The following is a 16,288-nucleotide window of genomic DNA, read 5'->3' as shown; positions in this document are numbered from 1 at the left end:
GCCCGTGTGCTGCCGTACCGGCCGGTGTGCTGCCGTGCGGCCGGTACGGCGGCGGTACGGCGTCAGGCGACCTTCTTGGCGTTCTGGATGGCCTTGGTGAGCTCTTCGATCAGCGGCGCGGCGCCCGCGTAGGAGAAGCGCGGCTCGCTCGACCAGCCGGTGACCTGGCCGGCCTTGACGGCGGGCAGCTTGTTCCAGGCGGGCTTGGCGGCCAGGTCCTTGGGCTGGAGGGCGGAGGTGCGGTTGTCGAGCATGAGCACGTCGGCCGGGTACTTGTCGGCGTTCTCCCAGCTCAGGTTCTCGAAGTAGCCGCCCTTGTCCAGGTTGTCCGGCACGATGATGTCCACGCCCAGGGACTTGTAGTACATGATGTCGGAGTTGATGCCGGGGTTGGAGGCGTAGAAGAGGTCGGCGCTGCCGGAGCAGGCGAGCACCCGGACCGGGTTGGCCTTGGCGGCCTTGCGCAGCTCGGCGGCGGCCTTCTCGAAGCGGGCCTTGGCGTCGGTGACCTTCTTGGCCTTCAGGTCGGCGCCGAGGGACTGCGCCAGCTCGGCGTACCGCTCGATGATCTTCACCAGCGGGACCCGGGCCGAGGTGATCGCCACCGACTCGGCCAGCTTGGTGATCTTGTCCTTGCTCTCCTCCGGCACGAACCACAGGGCGTTCGGCTCGTACATGTTGGTGATCAGCAGGTCGGGATTGAGGCCCGCGTACTTCTCGACCGCGAACTGGTTGTAGGCGTTGCCGATGACGGTGACCCGGTCGACGTCGATGTCGCCGGCCTGCGGGTCGGCCTTGCCGTTCTTGAGCTTGGTCGGGCCGAAGACGCCGACGACCTGCTGGTCGATGCCGAAGTCGTACAGGGCGGCCGCAGTGCCGGTGAAGGCGACGATGCGCTGCGGCGTGTGGTCGAGGGAGACCTTCTTCTTGCGGTCGTCGGTGAAGGACCAGGCACCGCCCTTGACGCTCCCCTTGGAGCCCGAGTCCTTGCCGCCTCCGCAGGCGGCGAGGAGGGCGCCGATGCCGACGGCGCCACCGGCGGCGAGGACACCGCGTCGGGACAGGGATACGCTGCGGGAGGTGCTCATGGCTGTAGTGCTTCTCTCTGGGCTGGGGCCTCGGCACGGCCGGCAGGGCTTGACGGGACTTCAGCCGGTCGTTCACGGTCTTCGGTACGTTTCCGGTCGGACTTCAGGACGGACGGCAAAGGGCCGGTAAAAGGCCCTGCGGAACGACTTGATGTCTGATCGTGAGGGTAGGCTAACCTAACTCCCGTGTTGGTTGACAGTCCCCCCGAAGCAGCAAACGCCCCCGCGGCGCCGCGGCGGCGGCAGATCACTCGCTCGGCGGGGCTCGTCGCCTCCGTCGGCGTACTGGTCGTCGTCACCGCCCTGGGCATCGCCGTCGGCGCGAAACAGGTACCCCTCGACCAGGTGTGGCACGCCCTCTTCCACTACACGGGCGACGACACCGACGTGGTCGTACGGGACGTACGCCTGCCGCGCACCCTCCTCGGCCTGCTGGCCGGCGCGGCCCTGGGGCTGGCCGGCACGGTGATGCAGGCCCTGACCCGCAACCCCCTCGCCGACCCGGGCGTCCTCGGCATCAACGCGGGCGCCTCCGCGGCCGTCGTCTCCGCCATCAGCTTCCTGGGGATCACCTCACTGACCGGGTACGTGTGGTTCGCCTTCCTCGGCGCCGCGGTCGTCTCGGTCGCCGTGTACGTGCTCGGCGGCACCCGCAGCGCCACCCCCGTACGGCTCGCACTCGCCGGCACCGCCCTGAGCGCCGTACTGATCGGCTACATCAACGCCGTCAACCTCCTGGACACCGCGGCGCTGGACCGGATGCGCTTCTGGACGGTCGGCTCGCTGGCCTCCGCCACCATGACCACCGTGCAGGAGGTCGCGCCGTTCCTGCTGGCCGGAGCCGTACTGGCACTCGCCGTCGGGCGCCCCCTGAACGCCATCGCGCTCGGCGACGACCAGGCGCGCGCCCTGGGCGCCCGGCTGACCCGCACCCGGGTGCTGGCCATGGTCGCCGTCACCCTGCTGTGCGGCGGCGCGACCGCCGCCTGCGGCCCGATCGTCTACGTCGGCCTGATGGTCCCGCACGTCGTCCGCGCCGTCACCGGCCCCGACCTGCGGTGGATCCTGCCGTACTCGGCGGTCCTCTCGCCGGTCCTGCTGCTCGGCGCCGACGTCCTGGGGCGCGTCGTGGCCCGGCCCGGCGAGATCCAGGTCGGCATCGTGACGGCCGTCGTCGGCGGCCCGGTCTTCATCTACCTCGTACGGCGTCGGAGGATGGCCCAGCTGTGAGTTCCACCGTCAAGACCGGCACCGACCGGAACGACTCCGCGGCGACCGGCCGGGCCGCCGCCGGGACCGGCAGGGCAGTACGGGCCGTACGCACCGCCGGCGGGCTGTCCGTGCGCCTGGACGTGCGCACCCTCGTCGTCGCCGTGCTGCTGGCGGCCGTGGCCCTGTTCGCGAGCGTCCTGCTGATCGGCACCGGCGACTTCCCGATGAGCCCGGCGGACGTCCTCGCCACCCTCACCGGATCCGGCACCACCGCGCAGGAGTTCATCGTCAACGACCTGCGGCTGCCGCGGGTCCTGGTCGGACTGCTGGTCGGCGCCGCCTTCGGGATCGCCGGCGCCGTCTTCCAGGCCGTCTCCCGCAACCCGCTCGGCAGCCCCGACGTCCTCGGCTTCTCCCAGGGCTCGACGGTCGGCGCGCTGCTCGTCATCGTCTTCTTCCAGGGCGGCACCTTCGCCATCGCCGCCGGCTCGGTCGGCGGCGGCATCGTCACCGGGCTGGCGATCTTCCTGCTGGCCTGGAAGGGCGGCATCCACGGCTACCGCTTCGTCCTCGTCGGCATCGGCGCCGCCGCCATGCTCTACGCGATGGTCCTGTACCTGATGACCAAGGCGAACATCGTCGAGGCGACCCAGGCCGTCACCTGGATGACCGGCACCCTCAGCGGCCGCGACTGGGACCAGGTCTGGCCGCTGGCCATCGTCTGCGCCGTCCTGATCCCGCCGGCCCTGCTGTACGGACGGCCGCTGCGCATGCTGGAGATGGGCGACGACGCCGCGTACGCGCTGGGCGTCCGCGTCACCCGCGTACGCGTCGTCCTGCTGACGGCGGCCGTGCTGCTGGTCGCCGCGGCCACCGCGGCGGCCGGACCGATCGCCTTCCTCGCCCTGACCGCGCCGCAGCTCGCCCGCCGCCTGACCCGCTCGCCCGGCCCCAACCTGCTGCCCGCCGCCCTCATGGGCGCCGCCCTGCTGGTCACCGCCGACTGGGTCTCCCAGCAGGTCTTCGGCGCCGACCAGCTCCCGGTGGGCGTGCTCACCGGGGTGCTCGGCGGCGGCTACCTGCTGTGGCTGCTGGCCTCCGAGCGCAAGGCGGGCCGGATATGAGCACGCGGGGCGGGCCGGGTCCGAGCGTTCAAGGCGGGCCGGACACGAGTACGCGGGACGTCCCGCGGCGGTCCGTACCGGCCCCTGCTCCCGGTCCCGGGACCGGGACCGCTCACGCCCGCGCGACACCGACCGAGCCGCCCCAGGCCCCCACGACGCAGACCGCGACAAGGAGCAACGCAGTGAGCCGTCTCACGGCCGAGAACGTGACCCTCGCCTACGACCAGCGGGTCATCGCCGAGGACCTCTCGGTGGCCATACCGGACCGGTCCTTCACGGTCATCGTCGGACCGAACGCCTGCGGCAAGTCCACGCTGCTGCGCGCCCTGTCGCGGATGCTCAAGCCGGCCGCGGGCTCGGTGCTGCTGGACGGCTCGGCCATCTCCTCGCTGCCCGCCAAGAAGGTCGCCCGCACCCTCGGGCTGCTGCCGCAGTCCTCCATCGCGCCCGACGGCATCACCGTCGCCGACCTGGTCGCGCGCGGCCGCTACCCGCACCAGGGACTGCTGCGCCAGTGGTCGGGCGAGGACGAGCGGATCGTCCGCGAGTCGATGGACGCCACCGGCGTCGGCGAACTCGCCGAGCGCTACGTCGACGAACTCTCCGGCGGGCAGCGGCAGCGCGTGTGGATCGCCATGGCGCTCGCCCAGCAGACGCCGCTGCTCCTGCTGGACGAGCCGACCACCTACCTCGACATCCAGCACCAGATCGAGGTGCTGGACCTGTGTGCCGAACTCCACGAGGAGCAGGGCCGCACCCTCGTCGCCGTCCTGCACGACCTCAACCACGCCGCCCGCTATGCCACCCACCTGATCGCGATGCGCGGCGGCGAGATCGTCGCCGAGGGACCGCCGCAACAGGTCGTCACCGCCGACCTCGTCGAGCGGGTCTTCGGCCTGAAGTGCCAGGTCATCGACGACCCGGAGACGGGCACGCCGCTGGTCGTGCCGGCGGCGCGCAAGGTGCGGGCGGGGGTCTGAAGGGCGTACGTGCGGGCGGCCGGGCCCTGGTCAGAGCAGCGCCCGCAGGCGCAGCAGGTCACGGAAGCCCGCCTCCAGCTTGACCCGGCCGCTGCCCCACGCCTTGGCGAAGTGCAGTTCGCCGTCGACCATCGCCACCAGGTCGTCGCCGCGCATCGTCAGGCGGATCTGGGCGCGTCCGGGCGGCGGCCCGGGGACGCTGCTGACGTCCTCCAGGGTGCCGTTCGCCAGCCGGCCGGTGAAGGTGACGTCCAGGTCGGTGATCCAGCAGCTCAGCGAACGGTCGAGCGCGGCCGCGCTGCGGACGTCGCCGTGCGCGGCGGAGAGGTTCTGTGCGAGCCGGCCCAGGGCGGCACGGCACTCTTCGAGGGTTGCCATCGAGATCGACGATACGCCCGAACAGGGCGGGCGGGCGGTGGCCCGGTCGGCGGGTGGTTCGAGGTAGCGTCGAGGCATGGAAGAGCCGAGAGAGCCGGTGGCGGGCGGGATGCCGGACGGGCGGGTGCCGGACGGTACGGACGCGGCGCGCCCGGAGCCGGACCTCCAGGCGGCGGACGGGCCCGAGGCGGACGGGCCCGCGGCGGACGGGCCGCAGGTGGAGGCGGACGGAACCGGGCCGGGCGGGCCCGCCGGGCCGCAGCCGCTCGGTGTGGTCGTCACGCCCACCGGGGACGCCGCCGTCGACGCCCAGCTGCGGCGCCTGGCCGACGCCGACCACCTCGCCGCGAGCGGACACCTCGAGGTGTACGAGGATGTCCACCGGGGACTGCGCGACGCGCTGGCCGCGCTCGACCGGCGCCCCGGGCCCGCCGGCCCGTCCGGCGCGCCTCCGTCCCCGCAGCCGTCCGCAACGTACGACAACAGGAGCTGAACCACAGGTGGCAGGAGTGGCACGACGCCGACTCGACGCGGAGCTGGTGCGCCGCAAGCTGGCCCGCTCGCGCGAACACGCGAGCCAGCTGATCGCCGCGGGGCGGGTGACCGTCGGCGGGACGACGGCGACCAAGTCCGCCACCCAGGTGGAGACCAGCGCGGCCCTGGTCGTACGCGAGGACGACAGCGACCCGGACTACGTCTCGCGCGGCGGCCACAAGCTGGCCGGGGCCCTCGCCGCGTTCGAACCCCGCGGCCTGAAGGTGGCCGGCCGCCGCGCCCTGGACGCGGGCGCCTCCACCGGCGGCTTCACGGACGTCCTGCTGCGGGCCGGAGCCGGGCACGTCGTCGCCGCCGACGTCGGATACGGGCAGCTCGCCTGGTCGCTGCAGGGCGACGACCGGGTCACCGTCAAGGACCGCACCAACGTGCGCGAACTGACGCCGGAACAGCTCGACGGCGAGCCCGTCGACCTCGTCGTGGGCGACTTGTCCTTCATCCCGCTGGGCCTGGTGCTGCCCGCCCTCGTCCGCTGCGCGGCGCCCGACGCCGACCTGGTGCTGATGGTCAAGCCGCAGTTCGAGGTCGGCAAGGAGCGCCTGGGCAGCGGCGGGGTGGTGCGCAGCGCCGAACTGCGGGCCGAGGCGGTGCGCGGTGTCGCCGAGCGGGCCGCCGCGCTGGGACTGGGCGTGGCCGGTGTGACCGCGAGCCCGTTGCCCGGCCCCTCCGGCAATGTCGAGTACTTTCTGTGGCTGCGCGCCGGGGCGGACGCACTCGACCCGGCGGACGTCGACCGAGCAGTGGCGGAGGGGCCCCGTTGACCAGTTCTGAAACATCCGGAGCGGCTGAGACAGCCGGCTCGCGCACCACCCGTACCGCACCGCCGCAGGGCGGCCCGGAGCCGTCCGGGCAGCGTACGGTCTTCCTGCTCGCCCACACCGGCCGTCCCGCGGCCGTCCGCAGCGCCGAACTCGTCGTCCAGGGGCTGCTGCGCAGCGGCATCGGCGTACGGGTCCTGGCCGAGGAGGCCGCGGACCTGCCGCTGCCCGCGTCCGTGGTGCGCGTCGAGTCCGAGCAGTGCGCGGCCGAGGGCTGCGAACTGCTGGTGGTCCTCGGCGGGGACGGGACGCTGCTGCGCGGCGCGGACTTCGCCCGTACCTCCGGGGTGCCGATGCTCGGCGTCAACCTCGGCCGGGTCGGCTTCCTGGCGGAGGCCGAACGCGACGACCTGGACAAGGTCGTCGACCGGGTCGTGACCCGCTCCTACGAGGTCGAGGAGCGGATGACCATCGATGTCCTGGTCCGCAACAACGGCAGCATCGCGCACACCGACTGGGCCCTGAACGAGGCGTCGGTGGAGAAGGCGGCCCGGGAGCGGATGCTGGAGGTCGTCACCGAGGTCGACGGGCGGCCCGTCTCGCGCTTCGGCGGCGACGGCGTCGTGTGCGCCACACCCACCGGCTCCACCGCCTACGCCTTCTCGGCGGGCGGCCCGGTGGTCTGGCCCGAGGTCGAGGCCCTGCTGATGGTGCCGATCAGCGCCCACGCGCTGTTCGCCAAGCCGCTGGTCACCTCGCCGGACTCGGTGCTGGCCGTCGAGGTGCAGCCCAAGACGCCGCACGGCGTGCTGTGGTGCGACGGCCGCCGCAGCGTCGAACTGCCCGCGGGCGCCCGGGTGGAAGTCCGCCGCGGCGCAACACCGGTACGCCTCGCCCGCCTCCACCACGCCTCCTTCACCGACCGCCTGGTGGCCAAGTTCGCCCTGCCGGTGGCGGGGTGGCGGGGGGCGCCGCAGTAACGGCAGCCGGGCGGAACGGTCGTCGGCTCTCCGCGGGCCGGAGCGGGTGGGTGGCTTCGGCCCGCGGCGGAGGGCCACGACCACGGCCGTGAGCGACGCGACGGCGCCGAGGACCAGGGCGGGCGTGGCGTGCTCCGGGTAGCCCGGGAACACCCGACTCGGCGAGGTTGACCGTGGTGTGCGCCACGACGGCTGTCAGCACGAACCCGCCGGAACCGTCGTACAGCCGGACCATGACAACCCGCGCCGCGACCGAGCCGAGGACCTGGCCGGCTGTCCACAGGGCGGAACGGCCGGCCTGGACGTACGGGACCACGTGCCAGGCCGCCCGCACCAGGCCGATGACCAGCCCCGCGCCGAACGTCCCCCAGCGCTCCCGCACGGGCTGCAGCAGATGTCCCGTCCACCCCGCCTCCTCGGCGGCGGCCACGAAGTACAGGACGTACCCTGCGCCCGCCCTCCTCGCGGAAGAGGAGGAACGCGGCCACCGCCGCCGGCAGGACGCACTGGAACGCGCTCAGCGGCATTCCCATGGGCAGTGCCCCGGACAGGTCGAAGATCGCACCGGCCACCCAGAACGGGACGGAGAGGGCCGCCGGTAACGCGACGAACGTGAAGGGCGGCCTGCCGTCCGTCGCGGTCGGAGTCATGGCGTCGGACGGCCGGCGGCCAGGAGGGCGCGGGCGCGGGTCAGGGCCGGGTCACGGCGGGACGCCAGGTCCTCGGGGGCGAAGACCGGGGTGCGGACGGCCGGGGGGACGCCTGTTCCGTCGAAGGTGCGGCCGTCCGCGGTGCGGAACTCCTCGTTGGGGAGGGCGAACTTCCAGCCGTTCGGCAGGGTGCGCTCCAGGGTGTCGGAGAAGACGCCCTGGGTGGCCTCGCCGATGCGGACCGGTGCGGGCGTACGGCCGAGCAGGGCCTGCGTGAAGGTCTCGCCCGCGCTGATCGTCAGCCGCCCGGTCAGCAGCGCCAGCGGGCCCGTGTAGCGCGGGCCGTCGTGCGGGCGCACCCGTATGGACTGGTCGGGGGTGAACTTGCGCGGGTCGTCCGGGTCATTGCGCGCGTGTTTGCGGTACGCGAGGTACGGGCGGTCGGTCAGCCGGGAGGCGACGCGCAGTCCGAGCCGGTCCGAGCCGCCGCCGTTCAGCCGCAGGTCGATGATGAGGCCGCGCAGGGCCTTCGGCCCGGACGTGCGGGCCTTGGTGAACACCGCGTCCAGCGCGCGGTTCAGCTCCGCGACGTCGCTGTCGTAGTCCTCGCGGTCGGTGTAGCCGTGGAAGGACGTGATGCGGAGGTAGCCGAGACGGCCGGGGTGACCGGGGTGACCAGGGTGGTCGGTGTTGGCGGGGAGGTCGGTGTAGGAGAGGGCGCCGCCGGCCCACCGGCGCGGGGTGGCGTCCTCGCCGAGGCCGGCCGCGATCGCCGCGTCCACCTGCTGGAGGAACGCGGGGGTGGGGGCGGTCGTCCCGGGGCGCGATCCCGCGTACACCCGGCCGGGGCCCGCGGCCAGGTTGGTGTGCCCGTCGTGCAGCGGCTCGATCATCGCGCGCAGCACGGCGAAGAGCTCGTCGTCGGTGGTCCGGGCGGTGATGCGCGGGCGGTACCGGGCGCGGACGGCGGCCCAGTCGATCCCCTTGGCGGCGAAGAACGGGTAGTTCTCGGCGTAGGTGTGCCAGAAGACGTCGAAGACCGTACGGGGGTCCTTCGCCGGGCGCTGGTGGCAGCGGGCGGGCAGCCCGGTGATCCGGTGGAGGGTGCGGTACCCGACGTTGTCCTGGATGCTCAGGCGGGCCGCACCGGCGCCCTGCGGCGCGACCGTGACGCGCGCCGCGTCCGGCACGGCGAACTCCACCCGGCCCCCGGCACCCGGCGGGCCCGTACGGACGCCGTCGACGGAACCTGGGAGGCAGCTCACGGCCGTGGTCTCGTACGTGCGCAGCCGCCGCCCGTCGATCGTGACGAGGGCGCCGTACCCGTCCATCCGCCACACGCCCTCCAGGGAGGCCGCGTGACCCGCCGCAGGCCGCGTCGCGGCGCCCGCGGACGGCGTACGGGACGCCTGAGCACCGGCGGACGGCGTACAGGCGGTGGCCAGGGCGGTGACGGCCAGCAGGAGGGCGGCCCGCCGGGTGGGGCGGAGGCCGGCCGACGTCTTGGCCGGCTGTGTGTTCGGCTGCGTGGCCGGCTGTTCTGCCATGGTTGTGTCCCCCGACGTGAGGCGTTGCGTTGTGGTTCGGGTCGGTATCGGTCGCTGTCACGCCGCTGCGAGCGTCTCCCCGGCACGGCGGCGCAGGGTCGCGCCCGCCATGACGGCCGTACCGGCCAAGGAGGCCAGGTGGCCGTGCGGCGCCGCCCGCGCCGGCCCGCTCGTCGCGGGCCCTTTGGGCGCCCGGCCCGCGGCGGCCCCGCCGTCGCCCGCGGGGCCGTCGCCCGCGGGGCCGCCGTACGCAGGCTCCTCATGGACGGACCTGACGCACCCCCGCCCGCCGCCCGAGGACCCGCCGTACGCGACACCCTCCGGCCCCGCCCCGCTTTCCACCGTCGCTCCGCCGGACATGTGGCACACCCTTCCGATCGTGTTCTTTCTTCAGCGTGGCGGGCGGGACGGGGGTATCGCCATGAGGAAAACATCCGTTCCCGGGGTGGGGTTTTCCGCAGGACGGAGCGGCAAGGCGAGGGGAGGCCGTCGCGGGGCGGGCCCGGGACCTCGTAAGGTCGTATCCGTGTTGGAGGAGATGCGGATCAGGTCCCTGGGCGTCATTGACGATGCCGTCGTCGAGCTGTCGCCGGGTTTCACGGCGGTGACCGGCGAGACGGGCGCGGGCAAGACCATGGTCGTCACCAGCCTCGGGCTGCTGCTCGGCGGGCGCGCCGACCCCGCCCTGGTGCGGATCGGCGCCAAGTCGGCGGTCGTGGAGGGCCGCATAGCGGTGGGCCCGGCGGCTCCGGCCGCGTTGCGCGCCGAGGAGGCGGGCGCCGAGCTGGATGACGGGACACTGCTGATCAGCCGCACGGTCTCGGCCGAGGGCCGCTCGCGCGCCCACGTCGGCGGTCGTTCCGTCCCGGTCGGGCTGCTGGGGGAGTTGGCGGACGACCTGGTCGCCGTGCACGGCCAGACCGACCAGCAGGGCCTGCTGCGCCCGGCCCGGCAGCGGCAGGCACTGGACCGCTACGCGGGCGACGCGGTGTCCGTACCGCTCGCCAAGTACACCGCCGCCTACCGGCGGCTGCGCGCCGTCGCCGCCGAGCTGGACGAGCTGACCACCCGCGCCCGCGAGCGGGCCCAGGAGGCCGACCTGCTGCGCTTCGGCCTGGAGGAAATCGCCGCGGCCGAACCGCAGCCGGACGAGGACACCGAGCTGGCCGCCGAGGCTGAACGGCTCGGCCACGCCGAGGCGCTGGCCTCCGCCGCCGCGGCCGCGCACGCCGCGCTGGCCGGCAACCCCGAGGACCTGGAGGCCGTCGACGCCACCACCCTGGTCGCGGGCGCGCACCGGGCGCTGGACGCCGTACGCAGCCACGACCCCGCGCTGTCCGCGCTCACCGAGCGGCTGGGCGAGATCGGCATCCTGATGGCCGACGTGGCGGGCGAACTGGCCAGCTACGCGGACGGGCTGGACGCCGACCCGCTGCGGCTGGCCGCCGTCGAGGAGCGCCGGGCCACGCTCACCCACCTGACGCGCAAGTACGGGGAGGACATCGGCGCCGTGCTGGCCTGGGCCGAGGAGAGCGCGGCCCGTCTCGCCGAACTGGAGGGCGACGACGACCGGATCGGCGAACTGACGGCGGAGCGCGACGCGCTGCGCGCGGAACTGGGCGAGCTGGCGCAGGCGTTGACCGACGCCCGCGAGGCGTCGGCGAAGCGATTCGCCGACGCGGTGACGGCCGAGCTGGCCGAGCTGGCCATGCCGCACGCCAGGGTGAGCGTCCGAATCAGCCAGACCGAGACCGCCGACGAGAACGACGGCGTCGAGGTCGGCGGCCGTACGGTGGCCTACGGCCCCACCGGTGCCGATGAGGTGGAGCTGCTGCTCGCCCCGCATCCGGGCACGCCGCCCCGCCCCATCGCCAAGGGGGCGTCGGGTGGTGAGCTCTCCCGGGTGATGCTCGCGGTCGAGGTGGTCTTCGCCGGTTCCGACCCCGTACCGACGTATTTGTTCGACGAGGTGGACGCGGGCGTCGGCGGCAAGGCCGCCGTCGAGGTCGGCCGCCGGCTGGCACGCCTGGCCCGGTCCGCCCAGGTCGTGGTCGTCACCCACCTCCCGCAGGTCGCGGCCTTCGCCGACCGGCAGCTGCTGGTGGAGAAGACCCACGACGGCTCGGTGACCCGCAGCGGTGTCACGGTCCTGGAGGGCGAGGAGCGGGTACGCGAACTCTCCCGGATGCTCGCCGGCCAGGAGGACTCCGAGACGGCGCGGGCCCACGCGGAGGAACTTCTGGAGACCGCCCGCGCGGGGCGCTGAGGCGGGGCGAAGGCCGCCGAGGCCGAAGGCCCCGAGGCCGAGGGCCGAGGCCGGAGCCGGGAGACGGGACCCAGGAGCGCAGGCCCGAACGGGCTCTTTAGGCTGCCGACCATGATCGAAACGTTGCGCAAGGGCTTGCCGTTCGCCGCCGCGGCAGGCGTCACCCGGGCCGTGTACGGGCAGTTCCGGCGCCGGCCGCCCGGCGGGCGCGGGCGCTGGGAGCGGACGAACCACGCCGGCCGTACGGTCGACCTGTACAGCGGGCCCGCCACCGCGGCGGGCACCGCGCTCGCCGCCGTGACCGCGCCGGGGCTGCCCGCCCGGACGCGGACGGCGGCGGCGCTGGCCGTCCTGGCGGCAGGCGGCTGCGGCGCGTATGACGACCTCGCCGGAGCGGGGGACCCCCGGCGCGGCTTTCGCGCGCATCTGTCGGCCCTGCTTGGTGGGGAGTTGACCAGCGGTGCGGTGAAACTGTTCGGGATCGGTGCGGCAGGGCTGGCCGCCGGCGCGCTGCTCAAGGACCGGCCGCTGGACAAGGTGCTCGCCGGGGTGGTGATCGCGGGTGCCGCGCACGCCGTGAACCTGGTGGACGTACGGCCGGGCCGGGCGGCGGTGGCCACGCTCGCCGCGGCGGCTCCGGGGCTGCTGCGGAGCGGCCCGGCCGGGGCCCTGGCCGCCGCGCCGGCGGGCGCCGCGGCGGCGGTCCTCGTGGACGACCTGGGGGAGCGCACCATGATCGGTGACGCCGGGGCGCACGCCTTGGGCGCCGGGCTCGGCCTCGCCGCCGCCGCCGCGTACGGCCGCGCGGGGCTGGCCGTGCACGCCGTCGCCCTGGTCGCGGCCGCGGCGGCCGGTGACCGGGCCGGCCGGGCGGCCGCGGGCGTCGGTACGTAACGGCTCGGCCGTCGGCACGTAACGGGCGGACTCCGCACCAGGTCACTGCTGCTGGGCCAGCAGAGTGGGCGGTTTGTCGCCCATATGGGTGGTCAGGTGGGTGTATGGGCGATGTGTGCCCTTGGAACGGCTCGTCGGCGGTCCCTGATCCACAGTCGGGGCTGGCATCCTGGGGGCGCAGCGCGTACAGCTGCGCGACCGCGCCACTGTACCGGCGCCCGCCCCGGACGGACCGGACCCGCGCCGCGCCGCCCGGTCCGCCCGCCCGACCCCAGGAGCACCGCCCACGTGACCAGCACCCCGGCCCCGCCGCACGGACAGTCGCCGCTGCGCACGGTCCAGGTGCTGGGTCGTGGCAGCGCGGGCAGCGCCGCCCATGTCCGTTCGCTGGCCGCCGGGCTGGTGGCGCGCGGCATCCGGGTGACGGTGTGCGCGCCGCCCGCCGCCGAGGACACGTACGACTACACCGACGCGGGCGCGCAATTCGTACCGGTGCCGCCGCGCACCGACCCGGCGAGCGTGACATCGCTGCGGGCCGCCTGCGGGGACGCCGACCTCGTGCACGCGCACGGCCTGCGGGCGGGCCTGCGCGCCGCGTTGGCCCTCCAGGGCCCGCGGGGCCGCCGGGTCCCCCTCGTGGTCACCTGGCACACCAAGGCACATACGGACGGGGCGCGGGCCCGCCTGGTCCACCTGCTGGAGCGGCGGGTGGCACGGGCCGCCGCGGTCGTCCTGGGCGCGTGCTCGGACCTGGTGGACCGGGCACGCGAGCGCGGCGCCCGCGACGCGCGCCTGGCCCCCGTCGCGATCCCGGCCCCCCGGGCGGGCGGCCGACCGCTCACGGCGGAGGACCGCCCCGCCCACAAGCAGCGCGCCGAACTGGGCGCGGTGGACCGCCCCCTGGTCCTCGTCGTCGGCCGCCTGGAGACGCACCAGGGGCACGGCCTCCTGCTGGACGCGGCGCACGCCTGGTGCGCCCTGGACCCGCAGCCGATGGTCGCGGTGGCGGGGGAGGGCGGGCAGCGCGAGGCGCTGCAACGGCGCATCGACGCCGAGCAGCTGCCGGTACGCCTGCTCGGCCGCCGCGACGACGTGCCCGAACTCCTCGCCGCCGCCGACCTCCTGGTGCTGCCCAGCCGCTGGGAGGCTCGCTCGCTGATCGCCCAGGAGGCGCTGCGGGCCGGTGTCCCGCTGGTGGCCACCGACGTCGGCGGCACCCGCGAACTGGTCGGCCGCGCCGCCGAACTCGTCCCGTACGGTGACGCGGCGGCCCTCGCCCGTACCGTCCTGGACCTGCTGGCCGACCCCGCCCGCCGGGACGCGTTGGCCGCCGCCGGCCGTGCGCAGGCCGCGGGCTGGCCGACCGAGGACGCCACGGTCGCGCAGGTGCTGAGCGTGTACGACGAGCTGATGCAACGGCGGGAGCGCTGAAATCCGGTGGCTGGGCGCGCGGGGAAAAAGGGCGCGCCCCCGCCGATGACCCGTGGGTAGAGTCGCCCGGCACCGCTCACGATCATCACGGACGTACGACAGGAGGCCGCTGTGACGGCTGCGCTTCTCGGCTTTGCGCTCTTCGCCCTGCTGGTGTCGATGGCCCCGGGGCTGGACACCCTGCTGGTGCTGCGCAACTGCCTGCGCGGCGGCAGACGCAGCGGGGCGGCCAGCGCTCTCGGCTCCGCGGTGGGGTCGTTGGTCTGGGCCGGTGCCGCCGCGGCCGGGCTGGCGGCGGCCCTCCAGCGCTGGGACGCCGCCTTCATGACCGTACGGCTGCTGGGCGCGGCCTATCTGGTGGTGCTGGGCGCGCAGGCCCTGTGGACGTACCGGCGGGCCGGGACGAGCACCCCGGATGCGATGGAGGGCGCCGACCCGGCGGGAACGGCCCCGGCGGTCCGCCCGTTGAGGGCGTTCCGGCAGGGGCTCTGCGGCTGTCTGCTCAACCCCAAGGTCGGGATCTTCTTCGTCGCGGTCGTCCCGCAGTTCCTGCCGGAGGGGCATTCGGTGCTCGGCGTGACCCTGCTCTTCGGCGTCATCGACGCGGTGATCGCGGGAAGCTGGCTGCTGCTGGTGGCCGTGTGTGCCGGGCGGCTGCTGAAGTGGCTGCGGCGGCCCCGGGTGCACCACAATCTGGAGCGCGGCACGGGCGGCCTGCTGCTGGCGCTCGGCGTCGGCATGGCGGCGGAGACGCTGCGGGCATGACGGGCTCCGGGCTCCTGCGGGCCCGGCCGCCCTTCACCCCCGGTCCGTGTGCCTCCTGGCCCGCAGGGCCAGCCGCAGGCCGAGGACCGTCTGGGGGTCGTCCAGGTCGGTGCTCAGCAACTGGGCGATACGGGCCAGCCGGTCGTACAGCGTCTGCCGGTTGACGTTCAGGTCGCGGGCCGTCTCCGCCTTGCGGCCCGCGCTGGCCAGGTAGGCCTCCAGGGTCGGCAGCAGCGGCTGGCGGGCGGACCGGTCGTGGACGAGCAGTGGACCGATGGCACGGTCCACGAAGTCCGTCAGGACGCCCTGTTCGCCGTGTTCGCGCATCCGCCACAGCAGCAGCTCGATGTCCAGCCGGCGCGCGTCGTGCCAGGGCTGTTCCGGCAGGCCCTGCGCGGCGGCGGCCGCCTCCGTCGCGTGCCGCAGCCCGGGGCCGGCAGCCGGCCAGTCGCCCGCCGCGCCGACCACGACCACCGGGCGCCGGGCCGCCGGGGAGTCCGCCCCGGCCCGTACGACTCCCGCGCGGAGCGCTTCGGCGACCCGGTCGGCGACGTGCGTACGGTCCTGGCCCGCGCGCAGCGCGACGAGCAGCGGCACGCGGCCTTCGACGGGCCGTACGCCGAGCAGGACGGGTGCGCCCAGGGCGGCCAGTTCCTCGCGCAGGGCGCGGGCCAGTACCGCCCAGCTGCCGGGCGCGGGCAGGTGGGAGGGCAGCCGCATGACCACGGGAAGGATCGGTTCGCCGCCCGGCCGGAACCCCAGCAGGCGGGCCTGTGCCGGGGCCTCGCCCGCGGTGATCCGGCCCTCCGCCAGATCGGCGAGGAAGTCGCCGCGCCCGCGCGCGGCCAGCACCTCCTCCTGCCGGGACTGGAGCAGCACGACGGCGAGCAGATCGGCGGCGCGCTCGGCGGCGATCCGGTGCACCGGCGCGACGGGCGCGTTGACGGGCAGCAGGACCAGGCGGGCGCGTACGGCGTCGGGGCCGGGCCCGCCGCCGGGCACGTCCACCCGCAGGCCGGTCTCCCGCAGCCCCTCCCACGCCTGGAGGGGGTCGGCGTCCGCGGCCCCGCCGTCGTCCGGGCCCGCGGCGTACAGGGGGCTGCCGTCGGGAGTCTCCAGGCAGAGCGGGTTGCCCGTGAAGGCGGCCAGCCGCCGCAGTACCTCGGGGGCGCCGCCGCCGCGCAGCAGGACGTCCGTACAGCTGCGCAGGAGTTCGTCGGCCTGCCGCAGCAGCAGGTAGTGGCTGTTGACCAGCTCGGTGTGGATCTCTTCGGTGACGGTGACGTACGGGACCTCGCGGTGCAGCTGCACCAGCGGCAGGCCGCAGGCCCGCGCGCTGTCGACGACGGCGGACGGCAGCGCCTCGAAGCGGGAACCCAGCTCCACGACGAGCGCGGCGATCTCGCGGTCGGCCAGTTCGCGGACGAAGGCGCGCTGTTCGGAGGGGCGGGCGCCCAGGCCGAGGCCGGTGGTCAGCAGCAGTTCGCCGCCCTTCAGGAGCGACGCGATGTGCGGCACCTCGCCCGCGTGCACCCAGCGTACGGCGCGGTCGAGACGGTCCTCGCCGGCCAGCACCTCGGGCAGCCCGCGCCGCAGAGCGGGCAGCTCCAGTGCCCTGCGTACCGTGATCTCCGCTTCGATCTTCGCTTCCGGCCCCATG

Annotated in this window: 16 protein-coding genes; 10 read left to right on the top strand and 6 right to left on the bottom strand. The window is 74.8% G+C overall.

What is annotated here, in order from left to right:
- Window positions 1-62: 62 nt before the first annotated feature.
- Window positions 63-1,088 carry an ABC transporter substrate-binding protein gene (locus ACZ4Z1_RS39540; RefSeq protein ID WP_468491534.1) on the bottom strand — a complete coding sequence of 342 codons (1,026 nt, stop codon included), beginning with the start codon at window positions 1,086-1,088 and terminating at the stop codon, window positions 63-65.
- Between the two features lie 186 nt (window positions 1,089-1,274).
- On the opposite strand from ACZ4Z1_RS39540, the gene ACZ4Z1_RS39535 reads away from it, so the two are divergent.
- The 3 genes from ACZ4Z1_RS39535 (at window position 1,275) to ACZ4Z1_RS39525 (ending at window position 4,404) form a co-directional block, all read left to right on the top strand.
- Window positions 1,275-2,318: a FecCD family ABC transporter permease gene (locus ACZ4Z1_RS39535; protein WP_468491533.1), complete on the top strand. Its 1,044-nt coding sequence runs from the start codon at window positions 1,275-1,277 to the stop codon at window positions 2,316-2,318.
- Window positions 2,315-3,424, top strand: coding sequence for a FecCD family ABC transporter permease (locus ACZ4Z1_RS39530; protein ID WP_468491532.1), 1,110 nt, complete (start codon window positions 2,315-2,317; stop codon window positions 3,422-3,424). The genes ACZ4Z1_RS39535 and ACZ4Z1_RS39530 overlap by 4 nt, the downstream gene beginning before the upstream one ends.
- A gap of 182 nt (window positions 3,425-3,606) precedes the next feature.
- A complete protein-coding gene (locus ACZ4Z1_RS39525; RefSeq protein ID WP_468491531.1) occupies window positions 3,607-4,404 on the top strand; it encodes an ABC transporter ATP-binding protein in 798 nt (265 codons plus the stop codon).
- A 30-nt stretch (window positions 4,405-4,434) separates the two neighbouring features.
- On the opposite strand, the gene ACZ4Z1_RS39520 is transcribed toward ACZ4Z1_RS39525, so the two are convergent.
- The gene (locus ACZ4Z1_RS39520; RefSeq protein ID WP_468491530.1) at window positions 4,435-4,782 is read right to left on the bottom strand and encodes a sterol-binding protein; all 348 of its coding nucleotides are present in this window, start codon (window positions 4,780-4,782) and stop codon (window positions 4,435-4,437) included.
- 109 nt (window positions 4,783-4,891) lie between these two features.
- Between ACZ4Z1_RS39520 and ACZ4Z1_RS39515 the strand changes: the two genes are divergently transcribed.
- Genes ACZ4Z1_RS39515 through ACZ4Z1_RS39505 form a run of 3 tightly spaced genes read left to right on the top strand, consistent with a single transcriptional unit; the run spans window position 4,892 to window position 7,075 of the window.
- On the top strand, window positions 4,892-5,275 hold the full coding sequence (locus ACZ4Z1_RS39515) for a hypothetical protein (protein WP_468491545.1): 384 nt from the start codon (window positions 4,892-4,894) through the stop codon (window positions 5,273-5,275).
- A 7-nt stretch (window positions 5,276-5,282) separates the two neighbouring features.
- On the top strand, window positions 5,283-6,098 hold the full coding sequence (locus ACZ4Z1_RS39510; protein WP_468491529.1) for a TlyA family RNA methyltransferase: 816 nt from the start codon (window positions 5,283-5,285) through the stop codon (window positions 6,096-6,098).
- On the top strand, window positions 6,095-7,075 hold the full coding sequence (locus tag ACZ4Z1_RS39505) for an NAD kinase (RefSeq protein WP_468491528.1): 981 nt from the start codon (window positions 6,095-6,097) through the stop codon (window positions 7,073-7,075). The genes ACZ4Z1_RS39510 and ACZ4Z1_RS39505 overlap by 4 nt, the downstream gene beginning before the upstream one ends.
- On the opposite strand, the gene ACZ4Z1_RS39500 is transcribed toward ACZ4Z1_RS39505, so the two are convergent.
- The 3 genes from ACZ4Z1_RS39500 to ACZ4Z1_RS39490 form a co-directional block, all read right to left on the bottom strand.
- A complete protein-coding gene (locus tag ACZ4Z1_RS39500) occupies window positions 7,011-7,505 on the bottom strand; it encodes a CPBP family glutamic-type intramembrane protease (RefSeq protein ID WP_468491527.1) in 495 nt (164 codons plus the stop codon). The genes ACZ4Z1_RS39505 and ACZ4Z1_RS39500 overlap by 65 nt on opposite strands.
- A 216-nt stretch (window positions 7,506-7,721) precedes the next feature.
- Window positions 7,722-9,272 (bottom strand): S41 family peptidase, encoded by a 1,551-nt coding sequence (locus ACZ4Z1_RS39495; protein WP_468491526.1) that lies wholly within the window; start codon window positions 9,270-9,272, stop codon window positions 7,722-7,724.
- Window positions 9,273-9,329: 57 nt separating this feature from the next.
- Window positions 9,330-9,632: a hypothetical protein gene (locus ACZ4Z1_RS39490; RefSeq protein ID WP_468491525.1), complete on the bottom strand. Its 303-nt coding sequence runs from the start codon at window positions 9,630-9,632 to the stop codon at window positions 9,330-9,332.
- Window positions 9,633-9,810: 178 nt separating this feature from the next.
- Here ACZ4Z1_RS39490 and recN point away from each other — a divergent pair, with 178 nt between their 5' ends.
- The 4 genes from recN (at window position 9,811) to ACZ4Z1_RS39470 (ending at window position 14,628) form a co-directional block, all read left to right on the top strand.
- Window positions 9,811-11,538, top strand: a complete 1,728-nt coding sequence (recN, locus tag ACZ4Z1_RS39485; RefSeq protein ID WP_468491544.1) for a DNA repair protein RecN — start codon at window positions 9,811-9,813, stop codon at window positions 11,536-11,538.
- Between the two features lie 111 nt (window positions 11,539-11,649).
- Complete coding sequence (locus ACZ4Z1_RS39480) at window positions 11,650-12,432, top strand: hypothetical protein (RefSeq protein ID WP_468491524.1); 783 nt, start codon at window positions 11,650-11,652, stop codon at window positions 12,430-12,432.
- A 288-nt stretch (window positions 12,433-12,720) separates the two neighbouring features.
- Entirely contained in the window at window positions 12,721-13,863 is a 1,143-nt protein-coding gene (locus ACZ4Z1_RS39475) for a glycosyltransferase family 4 protein (RefSeq protein ID WP_468491523.1), read from the top strand.
- 111 nt (window positions 13,864-13,974) lie between these two features.
- A complete protein-coding gene (locus ACZ4Z1_RS39470; RefSeq protein WP_468491522.1) occupies window positions 13,975-14,628 on the top strand; it encodes a LysE family translocator in 654 nt (217 codons plus the stop codon).
- 33 nt (window positions 14,629-14,661) lie between these two features.
- Here the strand turns inward: ACZ4Z1_RS39470 and ACZ4Z1_RS39465 are convergent, their stop codons facing one another.
- Complete coding sequence (locus tag ACZ4Z1_RS39465; protein ID WP_468491521.1) at window positions 14,662-16,287, bottom strand: PucR family transcriptional regulator; 1,626 nt, start codon at window positions 16,285-16,287, stop codon at window positions 14,662-14,664.
- Window position 16,288 lies beyond the last annotated feature (1 nt).

The organism is Streptomyces sp. NPDC030165, from assembly GCF_055573595.1.
This window is presented reverse-complemented; position numbering and strand designations above follow the sequence as displayed.

Bases quoted from the DNA above. Each gene is read 5' to 3' on its own strand.
- ACZ4Z1_RS39540 (WP_468491534.1), bottom strand. From the start codon at position 1,088: ATGAGCACCTCCCGCAGCGTATCCCTGTCCCGACGCGGTGTCCTCGCC.
- ACZ4Z1_RS39520 (WP_468491530.1), bottom strand. From the start codon at position 4,782: ATGGCAACCCTCGAAGAGTGCCGTGCCGCCCTGGGCCGGCTCGCACAG.
- ACZ4Z1_RS39515 (WP_468491545.1), top strand. From the start codon at position 4,892: ATGCCGGACGGGCGGGTGCCGGACGGTACGGACGCGGCGCGCCCGGAG.
- recN (WP_468491544.1), top strand. From the start codon at position 9,811: ATGCGGATCAGGTCCCTGGGCGTCATTGACGATGCCGTCGTCGAGCTG.
- ACZ4Z1_RS39490 (WP_468491525.1), bottom strand. From the start codon at position 9,632: ATGTCCGGCGGAGCGACGGTGGAAAGCGGGGCGGGGCCGGAGGGTGTC.
- ACZ4Z1_RS39495 (WP_468491526.1), bottom strand. From the start codon at position 9,272: ATGGCAGAACAGCCGGCCACGCAGCCGAACACACAGCCGGCCAAGACG.
- ACZ4Z1_RS39465 (WP_468491521.1), bottom strand. From the start codon at position 16,287: ATGGGGCCGGAAGCGAAGATCGAAGCGGAGATCACGGTACGCAGGGCA.
- ACZ4Z1_RS39480 (WP_468491524.1), top strand. From the start codon at position 11,650: ATGATCGAAACGTTGCGCAAGGGCTTGCCGTTCGCCGCCGCGGCAGGC.